Source organism: Metapseudomonas resinovorans, from assembly GCF_002003485.1.
In the GTDB taxonomy this organism is placed as follows: domain Bacteria; phylum Pseudomonadota; class Gammaproteobacteria; order Pseudomonadales; family Pseudomonadaceae; genus Metapseudomonas; species Metapseudomonas resinovorans_D.
In genome coordinates this window covers 1-314 of record NZ_BDMA01000032.1, presented here as the reverse complement: position 1 = coordinate 314, position 314 = coordinate 1, and the positions used below count along the sequence as shown (strand labels likewise).

Sequence of the window (314 nt, the reverse complement as noted above, 5' to 3'; positions counted from 1 at the left end):
GGGCTGACCGCTCGAACTTCACCGTAGGGTGCGCCGCGCGCACCGAGTTGCCCGTGCGGACTTCCTGGTGCGCACGGCGCACCCTACCAATCACCACGTGTTCAAACGAAAACGGCCCTAAAGGGCCGTTTTTCTCATCCGCATGGGGCGAAGGACCGCTGGATTTCGCCGAAGCACGTGCCGCTGTGGCAACGCGACCTACCGGGAATCCAGGTGAAGACCTACCCCGGTGTCGGGCACATTCCGATGGAAGAAATTCCGCAGCAGAGCGCGGCGGATGCGATGCGGTTCTTGCTGGGCTGACCGCTCGAACT

1 pseudogene is annotated in these 314 nt (G+C 63.1%); it reads left to right on the top strand.

Annotated elements, in window-relative coordinates:
- Positions 1-144: 144 nt before the first annotated feature.
- A pseudogene (locus MnOB_RS09935) lies at positions 145-303 on the top strand (alpha/beta fold hydrolase); the annotation flags it as partial.
- Positions 304-314: the final 11 nt, after the last annotated feature.